At 74.7% G+C, this 20,327-nt stretch carries 19 protein-coding genes and 1 pseudogene; 10 read left to right on the top strand and 10 right to left on the bottom strand.

Features of this window, described 5'->3' with window-relative positions; genetic code table 11:
• Positions 1-14: 14 nt before the first annotated feature.
• Positions 15-698, top strand: coding sequence for a uracil-DNA glycosylase (ung, locus tag ABZ945_RS22050; RefSeq protein ID WP_361272076.1), 684 nt, complete (start codon positions 15-17; stop codon positions 696-698).
• Between the two features lie 141 nt (positions 699-839).
• Positions 840-1,343, top strand: a complete 504-nt coding sequence (locus ABZ945_RS22055) for a hypothetical protein (protein WP_361272192.1) — start codon at positions 840-842, stop codon at positions 1,341-1,343.
• 111 nt (positions 1,344-1,454) lie between these two features.
• On the opposite strand, the gene ABZ945_RS22060 is transcribed toward ABZ945_RS22055, so the two are convergent.
• Positions 1,455-1,961 carry a hypothetical protein gene (locus ABZ945_RS22060; protein ID WP_361272079.1) on the bottom strand — a complete coding sequence of 169 codons (507 nt, stop codon included), beginning with the start codon at positions 1,959-1,961 and terminating at the stop codon, positions 1,455-1,457.
• 38 nt (positions 1,962-1,999) lie between these two features.
• Complete coding sequence (locus ABZ945_RS22065; protein WP_361272081.1) at positions 2,000-2,650, bottom strand: TetR family transcriptional regulator; 651 nt, start codon at positions 2,648-2,650, stop codon at positions 2,000-2,002.
• Positions 2,651-2,780: 130 nt separating this feature from the next.
• On the opposite strand from ABZ945_RS22065, the gene ABZ945_RS22070 reads away from it, so the two are divergent.
• On the top strand, positions 2,781-4,016 hold the full coding sequence (locus tag ABZ945_RS22070) for an FAD-dependent monooxygenase (RefSeq protein WP_361272083.1): 1,236 nt from the start codon (positions 2,781-2,783) through the stop codon (positions 4,014-4,016).
• A gap of 58 nt (positions 4,017-4,074) precedes the next feature.
• On the top strand, positions 4,075-4,983 hold the full coding sequence (locus ABZ945_RS22075) for a Gfo/Idh/MocA family oxidoreductase (protein ID WP_361272085.1): 909 nt from the start codon (positions 4,075-4,077) through the stop codon (positions 4,981-4,983).
• 68 nt (positions 4,984-5,051) lie between these two features.
• Here the strand turns inward: ABZ945_RS22075 and lnt are convergent, their stop codons facing one another.
• Positions 5,052-6,614, bottom strand: coding sequence for an apolipoprotein N-acyltransferase (gene lnt, locus ABZ945_RS22080; protein ID WP_361272088.1), 1,563 nt, complete (start codon positions 6,612-6,614; stop codon positions 5,052-5,054).
• Between the two features lie 128 nt (positions 6,615-6,742).
• On the opposite strand from lnt, the gene ABZ945_RS22085 reads away from it, so the two are divergent.
• The gene (locus tag ABZ945_RS22085; RefSeq protein WP_361272091.1) at positions 6,743-6,958 is read left to right on the top strand and encodes a hypothetical protein; all 216 of its coding nucleotides are present in this window, start codon (positions 6,743-6,745) and stop codon (positions 6,956-6,958) included.
• A gap of 18 nt (positions 6,959-6,976) precedes the next feature.
• Here ABZ945_RS22085 and ABZ945_RS22090 read toward each other — a convergent pair whose 3' ends face one another.
• Together ABZ945_RS22090 and ABZ945_RS22095 are read right to left on the bottom strand one after the other, a co-directional pair.
• Positions 6,977-7,852: an undecaprenyl-diphosphate phosphatase gene (locus ABZ945_RS22090; protein ID WP_361272094.1), complete on the bottom strand. Its 876-nt coding sequence runs from the start codon at positions 7,850-7,852 to the stop codon at positions 6,977-6,979.
• Between the two features lie 177 nt (positions 7,853-8,029).
• Complete coding sequence (locus ABZ945_RS22095; RefSeq protein ID WP_361272097.1) at positions 8,030-8,821, bottom strand: TVP38/TMEM64 family protein; 792 nt, start codon at positions 8,819-8,821, stop codon at positions 8,030-8,032.
• A gap of 173 nt (positions 8,822-8,994) precedes the next feature.
• Between ABZ945_RS22095 and ABZ945_RS22100 the strand changes: the two genes are divergently transcribed.
• A complete protein-coding gene (locus tag ABZ945_RS22100; RefSeq protein WP_361272100.1) occupies positions 8,995-9,840 on the top strand; it encodes a fused MFS/spermidine synthase in 846 nt (281 codons plus the stop codon).
• A gap of 29 nt (positions 9,841-9,869) precedes the next feature.
• Here ABZ945_RS22100 and ABZ945_RS22105 read toward each other — a convergent pair.
• Positions 9,870-10,695: pseudogene (locus ABZ945_RS22105) on the bottom strand (hypothetical protein).
• Entirely contained in the window at positions 10,692-11,789 is a 1,098-nt protein-coding gene (locus tag ABZ945_RS22110; protein ID WP_361272103.1) for a hypothetical protein, read from the bottom strand. Before ABZ945_RS22110 ends, ABZ945_RS22105 begins: the two are co-directional and overlap by 4 nt.
• A 94-nt stretch (positions 11,790-11,883) precedes the next feature.
• Here ABZ945_RS22110 and ABZ945_RS22115 point away from each other — a divergent pair, with 94 nt between their 5' ends.
• Both ABZ945_RS22115 and ABZ945_RS22120 read left to right on the top strand, forming a co-directional pair.
• Positions 11,884-12,336: a DUF4442 domain-containing protein gene (locus tag ABZ945_RS22115; RefSeq protein WP_361272106.1), complete on the top strand. Its 453-nt coding sequence runs from the start codon at positions 11,884-11,886 to the stop codon at positions 12,334-12,336.
• 160 nt (positions 12,337-12,496) lie between these two features.
• Complete coding sequence (locus ABZ945_RS22120; RefSeq protein ID WP_361272109.1) at positions 12,497-13,150, top strand: DedA family protein; 654 nt, start codon at positions 12,497-12,499, stop codon at positions 13,148-13,150.
• Between the two features lie 31 nt (positions 13,151-13,181).
• Here ABZ945_RS22120 and ABZ945_RS22125 read toward each other — a convergent pair whose 3' ends face one another.
• Positions 13,182-13,715, bottom strand: a complete 534-nt coding sequence (locus tag ABZ945_RS22125; protein WP_361272112.1) for a gamma carbonic anhydrase family protein — start codon at positions 13,713-13,715, stop codon at positions 13,182-13,184.
• Between the two features lie 191 nt (positions 13,716-13,906).
• Between ABZ945_RS22125 and ABZ945_RS22130 the strand changes: the two genes are divergently transcribed.
• Complete coding sequence (locus tag ABZ945_RS22130) at positions 13,907-14,692, top strand: acyltransferase (protein WP_248634178.1); 786 nt, start codon at positions 13,907-13,909, stop codon at positions 14,690-14,692.
• 101 nt (positions 14,693-14,793) lie between these two features.
• Positions 14,794-15,393 carry an XRE family transcriptional regulator gene (locus tag ABZ945_RS22135; RefSeq protein WP_361272116.1) on the top strand — a complete coding sequence of 200 codons (600 nt, stop codon included), beginning with the start codon at positions 14,794-14,796 and terminating at the stop codon, positions 15,391-15,393.
• Positions 15,394-15,411: 18 nt separating this feature from the next.
• On the opposite strand, the gene ABZ945_RS22140 is transcribed toward ABZ945_RS22135, so the two are convergent.
• Positions 15,412-15,834, bottom strand: coding sequence for a CoA-binding protein (locus ABZ945_RS22140; protein ID WP_361272119.1), 423 nt, complete (start codon positions 15,832-15,834; stop codon positions 15,412-15,414).
• A gap of 132 nt (positions 15,835-15,966) precedes the next feature.
• Positions 15,967-20,295, bottom strand: a complete 4,329-nt coding sequence (locus ABZ945_RS22145; RefSeq protein ID WP_361272122.1) for a trypsin-like peptidase domain-containing protein — start codon at positions 20,293-20,295, stop codon at positions 15,967-15,969.
• Positions 20,296-20,327: the final 32 nt, after the last annotated feature.

A 20,327-nucleotide genomic window follows, 5' to 3' on the forward strand; every position in this document is an offset into this window, starting at 1 on the left:
CGGAGGTTGTCCACGTGACCGACACCGACATGCTGCCCGAGTCCTGGCGCGGAGTCCTCGGCGACGAGCTGCAGAAGCCCTACTTCAAGCTGCTCACCGAGTTCGTCGAGGAGGAGCGGGCCAAGGGGCCGGTCTACCCGCCCCGCGAGGAGGTGTTCGCCGCGCTCGACGCCACCCCCTACGACCGGGTGAAGGTCCTCGTCCTCGGCCAGGACCCCTACCACGGCGAGGGCCAGGGACACGGGCTGTGCTTCTCGGTGCGGCCCGGTGTGCGCACCCCGCCCTCGCTGCGCAACATCTACAAGGAGATGAAGGAGGAGCTGGGCCACCCGGTCCCGGACAACGGCTATCTGATGCCCTGGGCCGAGCAGGGCGTCCTGCTGCTCAACGCGGTGCTCACGGTCCGCGCCGGCGAGGCCAACTCGCACAAGGGCAAGGGCTGGGAGAAGTTCACCGACGCGGTGATCAGCGCGGTCGCCGCCCGCCCCGACCCGGCGGTGTTCGTGCTCTGGGGGAACTACGCGCAGAAGAAGCTGCCGCTGATCGACGAGACCCGGCATGTGGTGGTCAAGGGCGCGCACCCCTCGCCGCTGTCGGCGAAGAAGTTCTTCGGCTCACAGCCCTTCACCCAGATCGACAAGGCCGTCGCCGACCAGGGCCACACCCCGATCGACTGGCGGATCCCCGACCTGGGCTGACCGGGCGCCTTCGCCGCGCCGCCGCCCCGCCGGGCGGTTAGCGTCACCGGGGGTACGGGCCGGTGGACCGGGCGGCCGGCCGCGAGGCTGAGCGGAGGCGTGGTGCGGAAGCAGCAGCAGGGTGTGTCGGACGAGGCCGTCATGACCAGGATCGGGCAGACCAGGATGCTGCTCCACGGCGGCGACCGGGAGGAGGCCCGCAACCGGTTCGCCGCGCTCTGGCGGCAGATCGGCGAGCACGGCGCGCCGCTGCACCGCTGCACCCTGGCCCACTACATGGCGGACGCCCAGGACGACCCCGGGGACGAGCTGGCCTGGGACCTCCGGGCGCTCACCGCCGCCGAGTCGGCCGCCGACGACGGCCTGGGCGGCGGGTGGGTGGGGGCGAGTACGGCGGCCGGGGACGGTCCGGGGACTGAGGGCGGCTCGGCGGCCGGGGACGGCTCGGCCGCCGCGCTGCGCGCCCTGTACCCGGCGCTCCAGCTCAACCTGGCCGCCGACTACGCCAAGCTGCACCGGCCGGACGCGGCCCGGGCACACCTGGCCCGAGCCCGCGCCACCGCCGAGGACTTGGCGGAGGACGGCTACGGTACGGGCGTCCGCGCCGCCATCGCCCGCCTGGAACGCCGACTCCACGGGGGCTGAGCGGCGGCCCGGACGGGGCCCGGGCGGCGGCCCCCGACGGTCGTGGCGGGGCCCGAGCGGCGGCCCCGGATCCACGGGCCCGAGCGGCGGCCCCGATCCACCGGGCCGCCGTCAGTGGCCGTAGGCCTCTCGGCAGATCCTCGCCTGGGGGCTGCCCGTGGGCCAGCCGCCGTACCTGCCGCCCAGCGCGCACACCTCCGGCACCAGGTCGGTGACCGGGGCGGTGGGCACCGCCGGGGGGCCGACCTGCGGGCGGGGCACGCGTACCCGGTCGGCGGACGGCCGCTTGCCGGGGCGGCCGGGGCGGGAGTCGTCGCCGTCGCCGTCCCGGTGCCGCCCGGCCGCCGGTACCGCCGCGGGTGGCTGGGCGCGGGGCGCGGTGCCGGTCGCCGGAGGGCCGGTACGGGGCGGGGCGGACGCGGCGGCCGGCAGGGCCGCCTCCAGGGCTTCCCGGGCCGGGCCCTCGACGGGTGGCGGGATCGACGGGGTCCGGTGGGCGCCGGCCGGGCCGGGGCCGGAGGGCGGGGGAGTGGCGCCCTGGTCAACCGAGACGCAGCCGGCCACCGCCGCCAGCGCCAGGGCGGACAGGGCCATGGTGGTGATGCTCGTTCGTCGCACCCGCCAACTCTGCTGGTCCGCGCGGGCTTTCGGGGGCACTACCCGCGGTTATTGGCCCCGACGGGTGATGGATCCGACGGGCTGACGGGCTGATGATCGGTGCCCGTCGCGGCCGCCCCGCCGCCCAGCATGCCGCCCAGCAGTTCGGCCATGCCCCGCCGTACCTCCGCCAGGCCGGGCACGGAGCTGTGGAAGGAGCCGACCGCGCAGGAGAACAGCAGCCCCTCGCACCAGGCCGCCAGGGAGAGGGTGTGGCGCTCGGGGTCGCTCGACCCCGCGCCGCGCAGCAGGGCGGTCAGCGGCTCCCGGAAGCGCTGCCCCATCCGGTCGTAGTAGTCCCGCAGCGCGGGTCGCCGGGTCGCCTCCATGCCCAGCTCATAGCGGGCCACCAGCAGATCCCGGTGGCGGGTCAGATAGCGGTGCAGCGCCAGCGCCAGACCGTCGGTCAGGGCGTCCAGGCTCCCGTCCGGCCCGGGCATCTCCTCCAGCGCCAGCATCCGCGCCTCCCGGTCGGCCAGCCGCCGTACCGCCGCCTCCAGGAGGGCCTGCCGGGTGCGGGCGTGGTTGGAGGTGGAGCCCTGCGGCAGCCCGGCCGCCTCGTCCACCGCGCGATGGGTCAGCCCCCGCATGCCCCGCTCCACCAGCAGGGCGAGGGCGGTGTCGGCGATCAGCTCGGCGCGTGCGGTCACCGCCTCAGACTACCGCCCGCACTACAGCCGTAGTAGCTTGGCGGTCGAGCACACTACGGATGTAGTTGCCGGGGCGCTGCCATGCGTCTGGATCGCTCCCGGTGACACCGCTACGGAGGAGTGACCCGCCATGGACACGTCCCGGCCCCAGGCCCGCGCCGTCATCGTCGGCAGCGGTATCGGCGGGCTGACCGCCGCCCTCGCCCTGCACCGGCGCGGCTGGCAGGTCACCGTGCTGGAGCGGGCCGCCTCGCTCCGGCCGATCGGCGCCGGCATCGGCCTGGCCCCCAACGGGCTGCGCGCCCTGGACACCCTCGGCCTCGGTGACGAGCTGCGTGAACTCGCCACCTGGCAGGGGGACGGCGGGCTGCGCACCCCCGGCGGCCGCTGGCTCTCCCGTACCGACGCCCGGGCCGCCGCCGCCCGGTTCGGCGGGCCGCTGGTCATGCTCCACCGCTCCACCCTCATCGAGCTGCTGGCCGGCCGACTCCCCGAGGGCACCGTCCGCACCGGCGCGCCCGCCCGGCTCGCCGACCCCGGCACCGCCGGCGGCCGCCCCGCCCTGGTCACCTTCCCGGACGGGGAGCTGGAAGCCGAACTGCTGGTCGGGGCGGACGGCATCGACTCCGCCGTGCGCACCGCCCTCTTCCCCGAGCACCCCGGCCCCGTCTACACCGGGATGACCACCTGGCGGACCGTCGTCCCCGCCCCCGACGAGCCGTTCGCCCCGCACGAGACCTGGGGGCGCGGCGCCCTGTGGGGCACCCAGCCGCTGAAGGACGGCCGGGTCTACGCGTACGCCGCCGCGGCCGCGCCCGAGCGCTCCTTCGCATCCGACGGCGAGGGCGAACGCGCCGAGCTGCTGTGCCGCTACGGCCACTGGCACCAGCCGATCCCGAGCATCCTGGCCGCCGCACCGGCGGACGCCATCCTCCGCCATGACGTCCGCCATCTGGCCCGCCCGCTGCCCGCCTACCACCGGGGCCGCACCGCCGTGCTCGGCGATGCCGCGCACGCCATGGCGCCCACCCTCGGCCAGGGCGGCAACCAGGCCATCGAGGACGCCGTGGTGCTGGCCCACCACCTCGCCCCGGGCGCCGACCCCGGGCCCGGGCTGGCCGGCTACTCCGCCGACCGGATGGGCCGCACCGCCGCCATCGCCGCCAAGTCCGCCCGGATCGCCCGGCTGGCCACCCTGAGCAGCGGGCCCGCCGTCGCCCTCCGCACCGCCCTGATGGGCCTGGCCGGCCGACTGGGCCCCGGCCTGGCGCTGCGCACCTTCGACTCCATCGCCGACTGGCGGCCGCCCACCCGCACGTATGCTGACCGGGCACCCGAGCACCCGGCCGGCAGCACCACCCGCTGACCGGACGACCCGCGCCGGGGCACCGACGGCATCGACGTACCCGCCAGGGGGGCACCACGTGAAGATCGGCTGCATCGGCCTCGGAGACATCGCCCAGAAGGCGTACCTGCCGGTGCTGGCCGCGCTGCCGGGGGCGGAACTGCATCTGCAGACCCGCACCCCGGCCACCCTGGCCCGTACCGCCGAGGCCCACCGGGTCCCGGAGGCCGGGCGCCACACCGATCTGGACTCCCTGCTGGCGGCCAAGCCCGACGCCGTCTTCGTGCACGCCCCCACCTCCGTGCACGCCGAGATCGTCACCCGGCTGCTGGAGGCCGGTATCCCCACCTACGTGGACAAGCCGCTGGCCTACGAGTTCGCCGACTCCCGCCGACTGGTCGAGCTGGCCGAGCACCGCTCCACCAGCCTGGCCGTCGGCTTCAACCGGCGCCAGGCCCCCGGCTACCTCCAGTGCCTGGACCACCCCCGCGAGCTGATCCTGCTCCAGAAGAACCGCGTCGGACTCCCCGAGGCGCCGCGCACGCTGGTCCTGGACGACTTCATCCATGTCGTGGACACCCTGCGCTTCCTGCTGCCCGGCCCCGTCGAGCACACCGACGTCCGGGCCCGGGTCCAGGACGGGCTGCTGCACCATGTGGTGCTCCAGCTCTCCGGCGAGGGCTTCACCGCCATCGGCATGATGAACCGGCGCTCCGGCTCCGCCGAGGAGGTCCTGGAGGTCTCCGGCCAGGACACCAAGCGCCAGGTCCTCAATCTCGCCGAGGTCGTCGACCACAAGGGCCAGCCCACCCTGCGGCGACGCGGCGACTGGGTACCGGTCGCCCGCCAGCGCGGCATCGAGCAGACCGTGCACGCCTTCCTGGACGCCGTCCGCGCCGGAGAGACGGTCAGCGCCCGGGACGCCCTCGCCACCCATGAGCTGTGCGAGCGGATCGTCCGGGACTGCCAGGAGCAGACCGCCGTCTAGGACGCCCGCCTCCAGGGCCGCGCGCCGCCGTCCAGGACGCCGCCGGAGGACCGGGTGCGCGCTGCCGTCTAGGACGCCGCGCGGGTACCGGGTCGGCGCCCGCGCCGGGAGGCCCGTACCGCCGCCCGCGCCTCCGTCCCCGCGTACGCCGCCAGGACCGCCAGGGCCAGATACAGCGGCCAGGGGCCCAGCCGGACATACGGGGTGGTCCCGGCGGCCAGCGGCACCTCGTAGACCGCCGCCGTACTCGCCTCCGTACCGAGCGGGCGGCCGATCCGCCGCCCGTCCGGCCCGTACACCGCGCTGACCCCGGTCAGCGTGGCGTGCACCATCGAACGGCCCGTCTCGGCGGCCCGCAGCGCCCCGAGCGAAGCATGCTGGTCCGGGGCCCAGCTCTGCTGGAAGGTGGAGGTCGCCGACTGCGCCACCAGCAGCTCCGCCCCCTGTCGCACCAGCGCCCGGCTCATATCGGGGAACGCGGTCTCGAAGCAGACCAGTGGGCCGAACCGCACCACCGGGCGGCCCTGAGTGCCCCCGGCCTCCATCACCACCGGCCGCTCACCCCGCCGCCGGTCCTCCCCGGCCGCCTCGCCCACCGAGGTCACCCAGCCCAGCGCCGAGCGGAATGGGACGTACTCCCCGAACGGCACCAGCCGCATCTTGTCGTACCGGTCCCCGGTGGCCCCGTCCGGTCCTACCAGCACACTGCTCTTGTAGATGCCCGGCCGGTCCGCCCGCCGCGCGTCCACATTGACCAGCACCTCCGCCCCGGTCTCCCGGGCCAGCGCCGCCAGCCGCCGCTCCAGCCCGGGCTCGGCCGCCAGGTCCGTACCGACGCTGCTCTCCCCCCAGACCACCAGGTCCACGTCCTGCCCGGCCAGCCGCCGGGTCAGCTCCTCCTCCCGGTCGAACCGCGCCCCGGCCCCGCCGACCCCGTTGACCACCCCCGGCTGCACCACACCCACCCGGACCGTCCCGTACGGCTCCGGGGTCCCGGCGAACCGGCTCACCACCAGACCCGCCAGCGCGCACACGACCAGCCCCGCCAGTCCGGTACGCCGGGTCCGGGCGCCCGCCACCAGCAGCACCACCGCCGTGTTGACCGCCACCACCAGCAGCGACAGCAGCCACACCCCGCCCACCGACGCCAGCCGCAGCGCACCGGCCGCCTGCCACTGACTCGCCCCCAGCAACCCCCAGGGCCCGCCCAGCCCCTGCCAGGAGCGGACCAGCTCCACCATCAGCCAGCCGGACGGCACCACCGCGACCGCCGCCAGCGCCCGCCCCGGGCCACCGCTCAGCATCCGGTGCGCCAGCCACCCCCAGGGCAGCCACAGCAGACCCAGCAGCGCGGCCAGCAGCACGATGAAGACATGGAGGTCGGGCGCCAGCCAGTGGTGCACCGCCAGCATGAACCCGGCCCCGCCCAGCCACCCCTCGAACGCGGCCCGCCGGCCGCTCGGCGCCGAGCGGAGCAGCAGCAGCCAGGGCACCAGCGCCCCATAGGCGAACCACCACAGCGAGGGCGCCGGGAACGCCAGCGCCGGGAACGCCAGCGCCGGGAGCGCCCCGGCGGCGAGCGCCGCCACCGCCCGCCACCAGCGCCCCCCACGAGAGCCCGCCCACCGCATCGGCACCCCTCCTCGCCGCCGGTCCGCCCGGCCCGGCATCGCCACAGAAACAGACCCCTCCAGTGTGCGGGCGATCAGCCGGTCCCGGCCCCCGTGCGATCTTGCCGGGCCCGTCGCACCCTGGACGCATGGCCTGGCAGGCACCCGTCGTGGTCCACCGCCCCTCCCCGGGCGGCGGCCGGCGCGTCACCATCCGCGGACAGATCGCCGGACTGGCCCACCATGACGCCGACCTGGTGGAGTTCCTGCGCCGGGCCGGACTGGACGAGGCGGACATCTCGCTGGACGACCCGCACCTGGTGGAGTGGCGCGGCGGACGCGCCCACCACTTCGAGGCGGCGTGAGCGCCCGGGCCCCCGGACTCAGCCGGCCGACTCACCGGCGTGCGGGCTGAGCACCCCCATGCCGATCAGGGCGAAGATCAGCAGCCCCAGCAGCACCCGGTAGATCACGAACGGCATAAAGCTCCGGGTGGTGATGAACTTCATGAACCATGCGATCACTGCATATCCCACCGCGAAAGCGACAATGGTGGCGAAGATCGTCGGCCCCCAGGACACATGCCCGCCCTCGGTGGCGTCCTTCAGCTCGAACAGCCCGGAGGCCAGCACCGCGGGGATGGCCAGCAGGAAGGAGTAGCGGGCGGCCGACTCACGGGTGTAGTTCATCAGCAGGCCGCCGCTGATGGTGGCGCCCGAGCGGGACACCCCCGGGATCAGCGCCATCGCCTGGCACATACCGAAAATCAGGCCGTCCTTCACGTTCAGGTCCCGGAGCGACTTGCGCTCCCGGGCGGCGCGGTGCCGGCCGCCCTCCTCCGCCCGGGCCGCCAGCCGGTCGGCGAAGCCCAGCACCAGGCCCATCACGATCAGTGTGGTCGCGATCAGCCGCAGATCGCGGAACGGCCCCTCGATATGGTCCTTCAGGGTCACGCCCAGCACACCGATCGGGATCGAGCCGACGATGACCAGCCAGCCCATCTGGGCATCGTGGTCCGAGCGCATCGCCCGGTCGGTCAGCGAACGGAACCAGGCGGAGACGATCCGCGCGATGTCCTTGCGGAAGTAGATCAGCACCGCGGTCTCGGTGCCGATCTGGGTGATCGCCGTGAACGCCGCCCCCGGGTCGTGCCAGCCCGCGAAGGCCGCCGTCAGTCGCAGATGCGCGCTGGACGAGATGGGCAGGAACTCCGTCAGCCCTTGGACGAGTCCGAGGATGAGCGATTCGAACCAATTCATGGAGCCTGGGCCGTCCCGGATGTCAGCGTGCGGTCAGATGGCAAGGTCCGGCCGGTGGTTGATCACCGCCGCCCGGACCGGGGCAGGGTACCGGCCCCAGATGAATGGAAGGCTGCGCCCGGCCGTCCGCCGGGTGACCGGCGCATACCCCGGTGATGGACGGTCGATGCCGGTCCGTCAGCCGCGTCCGGCCGGGACCGGTTCGAGTGACGGTGAGAGGGCGGCGGCTTCGAGGGCCAGGGGGTCGGCGACGGTTTCCGGCCGCTGCCGGCCGCCCAGCCGGTGGCGCTTGCACCAGGCGACGACCGCGCCGCTCGCCCCGGTCAGCACGATGAACCCCATGGCGATCAGAAAGGCCGGCGAGGTGGGCGAGGCGGCCTGGCTGCCCGCGATCACATAGGCGGCCGTGTTGGGGATGGAGCCCAGACCGGTCGCCAGCAGGAACGGCGGGTACCCCATCCGGGAGATCGCCGCGCAGTAGTTGGCGGCGGCGAACGGCACCCCGGGGAACAGCCGCAGCGCCAGCATCGAGCGGAAGCCGTGCCGGCTCAACTGCCCGTCGGCCGCCTTCAGCATGCGCCCGCGCACCAGCGGCCGCAGCGCGTCCTGCCCCAGCAGCCGGCCCAGCGTGAACGCGATCCCCGCGCCCAGCACCGTCCCGCCGACAGCGCCGACCAGCCCGGCCTGCGCGCCGAACAGCGCGCCCGCGGCCAGGTTCAGCAGCGGCCGGGGGACGAAGGCCGCGGTGCACAGCCCGTACGCCAGGCCGAACAGCACCACCGCGCCGGCGCCGTCCATTCTGGCCGGCCAGCCGTCCGCGAGCAGCCGCTGCGGTTCGAAGAGCACCACCGCGATCGCGGCGCAGACGAGCAGCACGACCAGCAGGGAGAGGCGCGCCCAGGGCGACATCAGCACCCGGGAGCAGCGGAGGGCAAGACCGGCCGGGGGTGGGGGGACGGGCTCGAACATTCGGGGAGCGTAACCGACATCGCGGGGTGTTCGCCGTAATCCGTGCCTCACTTCACGCCCCACCCTCCCCATGCTCACCGCCCCCGAGCGGCCCGAACACCCGCCCGCCCTGGCCGGAAACCGCTCGCCCAATCGGGTCACAGTCGAGTCCCTGCCCCGGGGACAATGGCGGAGTGACCGAGCCGCTGCCCGTCCTCGCCGCCACCGACCACGGGACCGCCAAGCTGATGCCCGACGTGGACCGCGAACGGGCCTGGCTGCTGACCGTGGACGGGGCGCCCCAGTCCTATGTGGACCTCGACGACCCGGCCCAGCTGGAGTTCGAGTACGTCCGCCGGCTCGCCCTCGCCATGGACTGCGCCGCCCCGGGCCACGGTCCGCTGGACGCGGTCCACCTCGGCGGCGGGGCGCTCACCCTGCCCCGCCGCACCGCCGCCGTCCGGCCCGGCTCCCGCCAGCGGGTGGTGGAGGCGGACAGCGGGCTGATCGCGCTGGTCGCCGAACACCTACCGCTGCCGCCGGACTCGGGGATCACCGTGCACCACGCCGACGCCCGGGCCTGGCTGGAGGCAGCCCCCGCCGACTCGGCGGACGTCCTGGTGGCCGATGTCTTCGGCGGCTCCCGGGTGCCCGCCCATCTGACCACGCTGCCCTACGCCCGGGCCGCCGAGCGGGTGCTGCGCCCCGGCGGGGTCTATGTGGCCAACCTGGCGGACGGGGCGCCGTTCGCCTTTCTCCGCTCCCAGCTCGCCACCTTCGGCGCGGTCTTCGCCGAGCTGGCGCTGATCGCCGAACCGGGCGTACTGCGCGGCCGGCGGTTCGGCAACGCGGTGCTGGTCGCCTCGCACCGTCCGCTGGACATCGCCGCGCTGGCCCGTCGGGCCGCCGCCGACGCCTTCCCCGCCCGGGTGGAGCACGGGGCCGCACTCGCCCGGTTCACCGGGGATGCGGCGGTGGTACGAGACGAGGACGCCGTGCCCTCACCGGTGCCGCCGGACGGGGCCTTCGGCATCGGCTGACGCCCGGGCGCCAAAACGCCGCCGAACCGCTAGACGGCGGCCGGGGGAGTGCCCTGGGCGGCCCCGGTGACCGGAGCGCCGGCCGCCTCCGCGCCGCCCTCGGTGCCGCCCACCGGCTCGGTGCGCCGGGTCAGCCGCCGTACGTCCGGCACCAGCAGCACCAGCGCGGTCACCAGCACGATCAGCGCCGCGCCTCCCCACAGCGCCTGCGAGCGGCCGAACAGCGACTCCGCCGGGCCGGCCAGCGCGGTGGAGAGCGGCAGCATGGCGGTCGAGCCGAACCAGTCGTACGCCGCCACCCGGGACAGCTTCTCCTCGGGGATCTCCTGGTGCAGGGCGGTCATCCAGGCCACCCCGAAGGTCTCCAGCGCCACCCCGCACCCGAACATCGCCGCGACCAGTCCGCCGACCGGCAGCGGAACCGCCAGTGCCGCCGAGGGCAGCGCCAGCGGGAAGACGCAGAGGGTGCCGACGAGCAGCAGCCGGCGCGGCTTCCACCGCATGGCGACCAGGGCGCCGGCGATGGTGCCCGCCCCGAACGCGGCGAGCGCCAGCCCCCACGGCCGGGCCCCGCCCAGCTGCTCCTGGGCGACCAGCGGCCCGTACACCGCCTCGGCGGCGCCGACCACCGCCACCACCGAGGAACAGCAGCAGCGGTACGGTGCGGGCGGCCGCGACCAGTCCGACGTCCCCGCCGTCGCCGCCGGCCTCCAGCACCGCGAAGGCGGCCGCGATCAGCGCACCGTGCGAGCCCAGTCCGGTGACGATCGCGGAGGCGGTCAGCAGGGTGTAGTTCCGCCCCGCCCACTCCGGTCGGCGGCCCGCCGACCGGAGGAGGCGACGGCGGGAGGTCAGGAGCCAGACCCCGAGCCCGCCAGCCGCACGGTGCCCAGGATCTTCTGGATCACCGCGTCATCCAGCTCGTCGGGGATCCCGGCGTTGGCGTACAGCACCCAGCTGGCGAAGTCGCCCTTCTCGGTCTTGTAGGAGAAGGCGATGGACTTGCCGTCCGTGTCGCACTTCCCCTCCTTCTTGGTGCCCGTGGCGGTGGCCGTGGCGACATGGCCCTGGAGCCCGGAGGCGGTGGTGAACGGCTTCGCCTTGGTGATCTTCACCGTGCCCTTGGGCTCGGTCTGGGCGTAGCCCGCCCACACCCAGTTGCCGGCCTCGTTGTAGGCGGCCTCGGCGGTGTCCTTGGCGCCCTGGCCGCCCTTGGTGCCGACCATGGCGAGGCCGGTCTCGTCCTCCCGGCCGTTCTTCGGGTCGTTGGTGACGCACCAGCGGCTCTTGTACTCGGCCGGCGCGGACATGGTGACGACCGGGCTGCCGTCGCCCTTCTTCTCGTCCTCGAAGCCGACGCTGGTGCCCGCCCCGACCACCTCCCAGTCGCCCGGCACATCGAACTGAGTGCTGCGCTTGGGGTTGTAGACGACCTTCCAGCCCTCGATGGTGGGCTGGGAACCGGCGCCGTTGCGCGGGTTGTCCAGCGGCGGAGCGGTGGGTTCCGCGGACTTGGTGGCGCTCTGCGAGGGCTTGGCGTCCTTCCCGGCCACCGCCTTGCCCTCGTCCTCCTTGCCCAGCACCAGATAGCCGGTGACCGCGGCGGTGGTCAGCACGGCGAAGACGGCCACGATCGCCGTGATCACCGTCTTGCGCCGCTCGTCGCCCCCGCCGCCCGGCTGGGGCGGTCCGGGGACGCCGTAGCTGGGCACGGTGGGCTGCTGGTACGGGTTGGGCTGCCCGGCCCCGTAACCCGGCTGCCCGGCCCCGTAGCCCTGCTGGCCCGCGCCGTAGCCCTGCTGTCCGTAGCCCTGCTGCCCGGCGCCGTAGCCGCCGGGCTGGGTGGGCGGCTGCCCGTACGGGTTGGGCTGCTGGTAACCCGGCTGCTGGTACGGGTTCTGGTCCTGCGGGTTCTGCTCGCCCCCGGGCGGCTGCTGTCCTGGCCACATGGCGAGTAACCATAGAGGGGCGGGGTGACGGCTGCCACGGCCGCCCCTGGCCGTCCCCGTTCCCCCCTCGGCTACTGCCTGGTAACTTCGGGCCATGTCCGACACCCAGCCGAACATCGGCGAGATGCTGCTGGCCACCGTCCCCATGGCCAAGACCCTGAACCTGGAGGTCGTCGAGGCGACCGAGGAGCGTGCGGTGCTCCGCCTGCCCGACCAGCCCGACTTCCACAACCATGTCGGCGGGCCGCACGCCGGGGCCATGTTCACCCTCGGCGAGTCCGCCAGCGGCGCCATCGTCATCGGCGCCTTCGCCGACCAGCTGGGCCGGGCCGTCCCGCTCGCCGTGAAGGCCGAGATCGGCTACAAGAAGCTCGCCATGGGAGCCGTCACGGCCACCGCCACGCTCGGCCGCACCAAGGCCGAGGTCGTCGCCGAACTCGACGCCGGAGAGCGCCCCGAGTTCCCGGTGCATATCGCGATCACACGCGAGGACGGGGCGGTGACCGGCGAGATGACCATCGTCTGGACGCTCCGCCCGCAGAGCTGACCCGCCCGGCACACTCCGCCCCCGCACCTCCCCTCGGTGCGGGGGCGGTCCTGTCCTCCCCCCGGCCGATGCTCCGGTCGGCGGGGCCGCCCCGCCCCGGTAGGCTGCTGCGGCCCCTTGGTCGCAAAGGGGGCAGCGGAACGCGACGGAGGAGTCGGCAGTGCACGTCCAGGAATGGCTGGAGACCGTACCCGCGGTCAGCGTCTACGTCCTGGTGGGCGTCGTGATCGGGCTGGAGAGCCTGGGCATCCCGCTGCCGGGGGAGATCGTGCTCGTCAGCTCGGCGCTGCTGGCGTCCCAGCACGGCGAGATCAACCCGTACGTCCTCGGCGCCTGCGCCACGGCGGGCGCCATCGTCGGCGACTCCATCGGCTATGCCATCGGCCGCAAGGGCGGCCGCCCGCTGCTCGCCCGGCTGGGCCGCCGGTTCCCCAAGCACTTCAGCGAGGCGAACATCGCCCTGGCCGAGCGGTCCTTCCAGAAGTGGGGCATGTGGGCGGTCTTCTTCGGCCGCTTCGTCGCCCTGCTGCGGATCTTCGCGGGCCCGCTGGCCGGCGTACTGCGCATGCCCTACTGGAAGTTCGCCGTGGCCAACGTCTTCGGCGGCATCCTCTGGGCGGGCGGCACCACGGCCGTCATCTACGCGGTCGGCGTGGTCGCCGAGGCCTGGCTCAAGCGCTTCTCCTGGCTGGGCCTGGTCCTCGCGGTGCTGATCGGCCTCACCTCGATGCTGGTGCTGCGCAACCGCGCCCGGAAGGCCACCGCCGAGGCGGAGGCGGCGGCCCCGGTGCCGGTCCCCGCCGCGGCGGACTGAGACCGGCGACCCGGGTACGCCGGCGGCCGGGTCAGTCGGTCCGGTGCGCCTCGGCGTGGGCCCGGGACAGCTCCCGATACATCGCCGCGTTGAGCTTGATGCCCTCGCGCTCCTCCGCCGTCAGCTCCCGCCGCACCTTGGCGGGCACCCCGGCCACCAGCGAACCCGGTGGCACCCGCATGCCCTGCGGCACCAGCGCCTGCGCCGCCACCAGCGAACCGGCCCCGATATGGGCCCCGTTGAGCACCGTGGCGCCCATTCCCACCAGGACGTCGTCCTCCACGGTGCAGCCGTGCAGCACCGCGTTGTGCCCCACCGACACCCGCTCGCCGACCGTCACGGGAAAGCCGGGGTCCACGTGGACCGTGCAGTTGTCCTGGATGTTGCTGTCCGCGCCCAGCACGATCGGACCGCAGTCCGCCCGCAGCACCGCGTGGTACCAGACGCTCGACCCGGCCGCCATCACCACCTCGCCGACCACCACCGAGGTCGGGGCCGCGAACGCCTCCGGATGCACCTCCGGCCGCTTGCCGCCCACCCCGGTGATCAGTGCCCGCTCCGTCATCGCCGCTCCTCGTCCGTCCGCTGCTTGTCCGCCCTGGATCTCCCGCGCCGTGGTGAACCGTAGGCGACGCCCGGCGCGCCCGCGCCGCCAGGGCCGATGGGGGCCGGTGGGGGCCGATGGGGGCCCCGGTGGGGCGAACATCACAGGTCCCGGCCGGGCCTGCCCTCCGGCGGGCCGACTACCGTGACGGAGTGCCGAAGAACAGAAACACGTTCTCTTCCCTGGCCGCCCTCACCGCCTGGCGGCGGCGCGCGGTGACCCGGGCCGTGCACGGCGGCTGGCGCTGGGTGCAGCAGGCGGGCGCGGTCACCGCGGAGCGCCCCGGGCGGCTGCGGTTCCGCCGGATCGGCGCCGGCACCCGGCTGGCCTTCCCGCAGGGCACCGTCTTCGGCGAGCCGTGGATCGAGCTGGGCGAGTGCTGCATCATCGCCGAGCAGGTCACCCTGACCGCCGGGATGCTGCCCGACCTGGACCTCGGCCCCGACCCGGTGGTGACCCTCGGCAACGGCGTGGTCCTCGGGCGCGGCAGCCATGTGGTCGCCGACGCGCCGGTACGCATCGGGGCGGACACCTTCTGCGGCCCGTACGTCTACATCACCTCCACCAACCACAGCTACGACGACCCGGACGAGCCGGTCGGCCGGCAGTGGCCGCGCTCGGCCCCGGTGGAGATCGGCCCGGGCTGCTGGCTCGGTACGGGCGCGGTGATCCTGCCCGGCGCCCGGCTGGGCCGGAACGTGGTGGTCGCCGCCGGGGCGGTGGTACGCGGAGAGGTCCCCGACCACACGGTGGTCGCCGGCGCCCCGGCGCGGGCGGTACGCCACTGGGACCCGGTACGCGGCTGGCAGCCGCCGATCCGGACCCCGGTACCCGTCCCCGTACCGGCGGGCCTCACCGCCGAGCAACTGGCCGCGCTCGCCGAACTGGCCCCCGAGCCGGAGGCCGCCATCTCCGCGGCCCCGGCCGACCCCCGCTGACCCGCCGGGGGCCGGGGCGCCGTCCACGGCAGGCAGTAGAGTTCCCGGCGGCGGGCCCAGTGCCCCCTTCGCTTTCTCCTGGCTTCTCTCCTGGACGGAATGTGTCGGACCTCGACCAGCTCACCCAGTCGCTCGCGCGCAACCTCAAACGCTGGCGCAACGAGCGGGGGTTCACGCTCGACGCCCTCGCCGCCCGGGCCAACGTCAGCCGGGGCATGATCATCCAGATCGAGCAGGCCCGCACCAACCCCAGCGTCGGCACCACGGTGAAGCTCGCCGACGCCCTGGGCATCTCCATCGCCACCCTGCTCGACCAGGAGCCGGGGCCCCGGGTGCGCCTGGTCCCCGCCGAGCGGGCGGTGCGGATGTGGTCCACCCCGGGCGGCAGCAGCAGTGTGCTGCTGGTCGGCACCGAGGGGCGCGGCGGTCCGCTGGAGCTGCTGGCGTGGACGCTGGCTCCGGGCGAGGGCTCCGCCTCCGACCCGCACGTCGAAGGCACCACCGAGCTGCTGCACGTCACCTCCGGGGAGCTGACCCTGCTGGTGGACGGCGTGGCGCACCGGGTGCCCGCCGGGGCGTCGGCCTGCTTCACGTCCGACGTACCGCACGCCTACCGCAACGAGGGCACCGAGACCGTACGGATGACCCTGGCGGCCGCGATCCCGCCGGTGGGCCGCTCGGGCCCGACGTCCGGCTCCTGAGTCTCCCCGGGCGCGGGCTCAGCCCAGCCGGGGGATCTCGATGGCCGGGCAGCGGTCCATCACCATGTCCAGCCCGGCCGCCCGGGTCCGCTCGTACGCGGCCTGGTCCACCACGCCCAGCTGGAACCAGACCGCCCGGGCGCCCCTGGCCACCGCCTCGTCGGCGACCGCGCCCGCCAGCTCGCTGTTGACGAACACATCCACCACGTCGACCGGGAACGGGATCTCGGCCAGCGAGGCGTACCCCTGCTCCCCGTGCACGGTCTCCGCCTTGGGGTGCACCGGCACGACCCGCTTGCCGAAGCGCTGGAGCACCGCCGCCACCCCGTACGCCGCCCGGCTCTGGTTGTTCGACAGGCCGACCACGGCCCAGGTGTCACCGGACCCGGTCAGGATCCTGCGTACCGTCTCCCGCTCGTCGGTCCTGTTCGCCCCGCTCATCGAAGCCCGCCTCTCGACTGCCGTCCGGTTCGGTTCGGACCGGATCGGACCGGATCGAACCGGATCATGGTCCCGGTCCTCTCCTGCGAACCGCCGGCCGGCCGCCGCGATTCCCGCCCGCGTCGGTACGGCTCACTCCGGGCAGACGGTCCGGGGCAGCCCCGCGGGCAGCCCCCGGCGCTCCTCGTCGGTGAACTCGCGCCCCAGCACCTCGCACAGATGGCGCTTCCAGCGAGCGGGGTCGAGGCGGAACAGATCGGTGTAGCCGGCGCCGTCGGTGCGCAGCAGCACCCTGCCGTCCCGGGAGGCCGCCAGGAAGAACTGGTCCTCGTCGAAGTCGAAGGAGTCCAACCGGTCGGGCCGTGCGGCCTGCTGGAAGCGTACGGAGTCCCCGTTCGCCACGAACAGCTCGCTGCCGCGCCCGGTGAAACCGAACACGAACCCCTCCGACCAGGACGCCTTGCTGTCCCCCAGCGGCCCCAGCGGGCCGACCAGCCGCTCGGGCCGCTGTCCGGGGCGCAGCGACCACAGCTCCCACATGGCGCCCTTGGTCTTGGCGATCGCGTACCGGCCGGAGGCGTCCAGGCGGGCGCGGTCGTTGTCCGGGCCGAGCCGGAAGCGCAGCCGCTCGTCCCGCACCCCGGTGCGCAGATCGACGGCGTGCATCGCGGAGTCCCCCCGCACCATGATCTGCACATGTCCGGGCTCGGGACGGGGGCCCACCCCGAACCCCGAGTCGGGCCGGCCACCGTCCGTGGTCAGCGGCGGGTTCTCGGCCACCAGCCCCAGCGCACGGGCGTCGACGGGCGTCGACAGCCGCCGCCCGTCCCGGGTGCTCCAGCGTTCGATCCAGCTGCCGGAGACGGTGACCAGCTCGTCGCTACGGGGGAAGAACACCGTCAGCGGCTCCGCGATCCCGACGCGGCTGACCGGAGGCGTCCGCGTGGTGATCTCCGTGATCCGGCGCAGCGTGGGCAGAGCACGCACCACGACCTTGTTCCGGGCCACCACATCGGCGACCAAGGTCTCCGCCGGGTCCGTGGCCAGCCCGAGGAAGGCCTCCGAGACGAGGGCGCGGTCGGCCGCGGGGCGTTCCACCTGCGCTCTGGTCTCCCCGGTCTCCGCGTCGAGGAGCGCCAGCCGGTCCGGCCCGCCGGGCAGGTCGGCCCCGGAGTCCAGATGGGCGATCAGGGTGTTTCCGCCCTCGATCAGAAACGGATGGGCCACCGCGATCCGCACCGGAGGGCCGTCGTCCGCGCCCAGGGGGTGCCCCCACAGCGAGGTCGGGTCCCAGTAGGTCACCTCGGGGTGCTCGGCGCCCCCGAGGAGGCGGGCGGTGATACCGGCGGGCTTGGCACCGCCCACCGCCCGCAAGGCTCCGCCGTCCCGGCCGCGGTCGGCCAGCGACCACGCATACCTGGTACCCGCGGCGAAACGCCGGCCCGTCTCGTCCACGGCGAGGCCGCCGCAGCTGTAGCCGTCGCTCGCATGGGTGCTCAGCTGCTTTCCGTCGGCCACCCGCACGGTGCGGTAGACGGCGCGGTCCCGCTCGCCGTCCTCGCGGCAGTGGACGAGCACACGCCCGTCCCCGGAGAGCCCCAGTGCCGGGAGGCCGTAGGCGCCCTCCGTCTCCGCGAAGTAGGTGTCCACCCCCTCGGCCACGGTCCGGGTGCCGCCCGTGCGGACGTCCACCCGCAGGACCGAACGCCGACCGGACCCGCTTTCCGGCGTGGAGTGGGCCACCAGGACGTCGCGGTCAGGCCCGAACCACACGGCCTCGACGGCGGCGGTCTGGGTGGGCACCTGCCGGGAGGTCTTCGCCTCCAGGTCCCACACCCGGAGCCGTTCGTCCACCACCATGGCCACCTGCCCGCCGTCCGGGGAGAAGTCGGCCCGGTGGATCTGGTCGCTGGTACGCCGCTTGCCCTCCGCCATCGCCCGGAGCACGGGGTCGCGGACGGCCTGCGCCCGGCCCAGCAGCCTTTCCGCCGTACCGGCCGCGCGGTCCACGTCGTGCCAGACGAAGGCGCCGTCGGTCGACAGATAGCCGATCCGCCGGCCGTCCCGGCTGACCATCGGGTAGAAGGCCTGAGCCGAGAGGCGCAGCGGCACCCGCAAGGTCCCGCCCCCGTCCCGGCGGACGAACAGCGTGGCCCGGCCGAGCCGGCTGGTCGCCAGGATGACGGCGCCGTCGTTGCTCGTCGCCACGGCGTCGATACCGCCCTGGACTCCGCTCAGCACCCAACTGGTGTCCTTGAACTGGTCGTAGCGGCGCAGTACGGCGTTGCGGGCCTCCTGGGTCGGCGACAGCTCATAGGCCGCCATGGCCAGCAGGGCGGCCTGGCCCGGATCCTGCTCGGCGGTCTCCGCCGAGAGCTCGGCCAGCGCACGCGACCGCGCCTCCGCGTCCCTGCGCTCGCTCACCCGCGACTGGTAGACCAGGAAGGTGCCGAGCGCGGCGATCAGGGCCAGCACCAGCGCGGCGGCGAGCCACCCGGCCCGCACCCGCCTGCGCCGCGCCCGCTGCCGACCGCGCGCCCGGGCCAGGAAGTCCCGCTCCGCCGGGCTCAGCTCCTCCTCCCGGCCCTTCAACCAGTGCCGCAGAGCCGCCAGTTGCGGTGCGCCGGGCAGCGGCGCCGCGCCCCGCTCCCAGCGTTCGCGGTCATAGCCGAGCTCCGCCCGGCCGGCCAGGAACTCCCTGTCGTCGCGGACCTGATCCCGCAGTGCGGGCCAGACGCCGATCAAGGTCTCATGGGCCAGTTCGGCCGTCTCCGGCTCGTCCCTGCCGCCGCGCAGGACCAGCAGCCGCCGCTCGGCCAGCGCGCACGCCAGCCGCCAGCCGGTCTCCCCGGCCTCCTCGCGGGGCAGCCTTCGGCGCAGCGGGGTCTCACTCCCGGGCAGCACCCTGACCAGGCCCCGCAGCAGCCGGGACGCCGCTGCCCGCTGCCCCTCTCCGACGCACTCGGCCCAGGCCCGTTCGCAGTGCTCCTCCAGCGCGCCCGACACCCCGCGCACCGCCTCGTAGGTCTCCGTACGCAGCCGCCCGCCGAACCGGTCGTCCCACAGCTTCCTCAGGACGAAGCCGAGCAGCGGCAGGCTCTCCGGCCGGTCGCCGGCGTCCTTCAGGATGCGCTCGGCCAGTCCCGGTTCGTAGCCGACCGCCGGGGCCCTCCTCAGCGGTTCGTTGATCACCTGCCGCAACTGCCGCTCGGACATGGGCGCCAGGGGGAACGTCCGGCTCCGCTCGCCGTCGAGCAGCGGGCCGAGCCGCGGGTGCCGCAGCACCGCGTCCAGCAGGTCGGACCGGAGCGTGATCAGCAGCCGCGACCTGGTGCCCAGACCACCGCGCGGGAGCAGCAGCCGGACGACCTCCGCCACCTCGGCGTCCTCGCGGTCCAGCAGCGCCTCGGCCTGGTCCAGCACCACCAGGTACGCGCCACCCGTCCGGCGCCGCAGCCGGTCCAGCGCGTACCCCACGCCATGCTCCGTGAGCCACTTCTCCACCTGGTCGGGGTCGCCGTGCTGCCCGCTGCCCATGGCAGCGGAGAGGTCAAGGGCCAGCCCGGCCCGCAGGCTGCCCTCCGCCCCCGCGTTCACCACCACGACCTCGTCCGTCCCCTCCCGCCGCAGCCGGGGCACCACACCGGCCAGCGCCAGCGAGGACTTCCCGCAGCCCGACGGGCCGCAGAGGACCACGGCCGGCTTCTCGCTCCTCAGGGCCGCGACGACGCCCTCGATGTCCTGGTCGCGGCCGAAGAAGATCCCCTCATGGCTCTCCTGGAAGGTCTCCAGACCGAGGAAGGGGTCCGTGGTCAGAGCCTCGGAGAGGCCGGGCAGCAGACGCAGCACCGCCCCCACCCCGATGGCGAAGGCCTGCTGGGAGTCCTCCCGCCGGCTCTGGGCCGCGACGACGATGCCGACCACCGCACCCCGCTCCTCGTCCCAGACGGCGCCGCCACTGAAGCCCGGGGTGATGTGGGCGGTGTGCGGGTCGGCCCGGGAGAGCTGGATCCAGTCGCCCTCCGAGCGGCCGCTGAGCCGGCCGCGGTGCCAGAGCACGCCCGGCTCGCCGACCGGGAACCCCACCGCGCGCACCGGCCGGTCCGAGAGGCCGTCCGGATCGGCCACGGGCGCCGGACGGGTGCCGGGTACCGGAGCGCCGAGCCGCAGCACCGCCACATCCCCGCGATGGCCCGCCCCCTCCGGGATCCACCGCTCCACCACGGCCGGATGGCTTCCCTCCACACCGGCCAGCGGAAAGTCGACCCGCACCATCGCACCCGCCGCGACCTCCGCGCCGCGCGGCGCCCCCAGCGCGTCCGACACCACATGGGCGCAGCTCAGTATGCGGTCCGCGGTGACCAGGACACCCGCTCCGGCGCACGCCCCGTCCTCCCCGCGGATCCGGACGGCCGCCGCGTTCAGCGCCGCGTCGGCGGCCCGTGACTCTTCCCCCGGCATCCCTGGCCCCCAGACCCCCGTCAGTCGACCGG

Origin of the sequence: Streptomyces sp. NPDC046887 (assembly GCF_040644755.1) — a bacterium.
GTDB lineage: Bacteria > Actinomycetota > Actinomycetes > Streptomycetales > Streptomycetaceae > Streptomyces > Streptomyces lichenis.

What these genes read in the sequence shown, in the direction of transcription:
- ABZ945_RS22145 (WP_361272122.1), bottom strand. Translation starts at nt 20,295, where the DNA reads ATGCCGGGGGAAGAGTCACGGGCCGCCGACGCGGCGCTGAACGCGGCG.
- ABZ945_RS22070 (WP_361272083.1), top strand. Translation starts at nt 2,781, where the DNA reads ATGGACACGTCCCGGCCCCAGGCCCGCGCCGTCATCGTCGGCAGCGGT.
- ABZ945_RS22140 (WP_361272119.1), bottom strand. Translation starts at nt 15,834, where the DNA reads ATGAGCGGGGCGAACAGGACCGACGAGCGGGAGACGGTACGCAGGATC.
- ABZ945_RS22095 (WP_361272097.1), bottom strand. Translation starts at nt 8,821, where the DNA reads ATGTTCGAGCCCGTCCCCCCACCCCCGGCCGGTCTTGCCCTCCGCTGC.
- ABZ945_RS22125 (WP_361272112.1), bottom strand. Translation starts at nt 13,715, where the DNA reads ATGACGGAGCGGGCACTGATCACCGGGGTGGGCGGCAAGCGGCCGGAG.
- ABZ945_RS22055 (WP_361272192.1), top strand. Translation starts at nt 840, where the DNA reads ATGACCAGGATCGGGCAGACCAGGATGCTGCTCCACGGCGGCGACCGG.
- ABZ945_RS22090 (WP_361272094.1), bottom strand. Translation starts at nt 7,852, where the DNA reads ATGAATTGGTTCGAATCGCTCATCCTCGGACTCGTCCAAGGGCTGACG.
- ABZ945_RS22085 (WP_361272091.1), top strand. Translation starts at nt 6,743, where the DNA reads ATGGCCTGGCAGGCACCCGTCGTGGTCCACCGCCCCTCCCCGGGCGGC.
- ABZ945_RS22110 (WP_361272103.1), bottom strand. Translation starts at nt 11,789, where the DNA reads ATGTGGCCAGGACAGCAGCCGCCCGGGGGCGAGCAGAACCCGCAGGAC.
- ABZ945_RS22115 (WP_361272106.1), top strand. Translation starts at nt 11,884, where the DNA reads ATGTCCGACACCCAGCCGAACATCGGCGAGATGCTGCTGGCCACCGTC.
- lnt (WP_361272088.1), bottom strand. Translation starts at nt 6,614, where the DNA reads ATGCGGTGGGCGGGCTCTCGTGGGGGGCGCTGGTGGCGGGCGGTGGCG.